Consider the following 301-nt stretch of genomic DNA (forward strand, 5'->3'; position numbering starts at 1 on the left):
CAGGATAATAAGTCTTTTTTCAACTCACCCTTTGGTAATGCTCGTATAGTTGAGTAAATCGTTGTATGGCTTACATTCATTGTTTGATCCAAATCAGAAAATGTCTTTAAACGCTTCGATATTTGCTAAGGAGACCATAAACAACGGATCGCTTCAACAATAAATCTCCAGAGGATTGAGTCGATTTTGAGTTTTCTGTGACCGCGTCTACGTCTAGCGAAGGTGTTATCAGAAGCATATTGAGCTTGATAAACGTCATTGATGCTATTTCTTTTAAGCTCACGATAGATCGTACTAGGAT

General features: G+C 37.5%; 1 pseudogene. It reads right to left on the reverse strand.

Annotation, left to right across the window (positions count from 1 at the left end):
* Nucleotides 1-301: pseudogene (locus ACEWB7_RS18835) on the reverse strand (IS30 family transposase); the annotation flags it as partial.

It is taken from the genome of Acinetobacter sp. NIOH-H-8, from assembly GCF_046635365.1.
In the GTDB taxonomy this organism is placed as follows: domain Bacteria; phylum Pseudomonadota; class Gammaproteobacteria; order Pseudomonadales; family Moraxellaceae; genus Acinetobacter.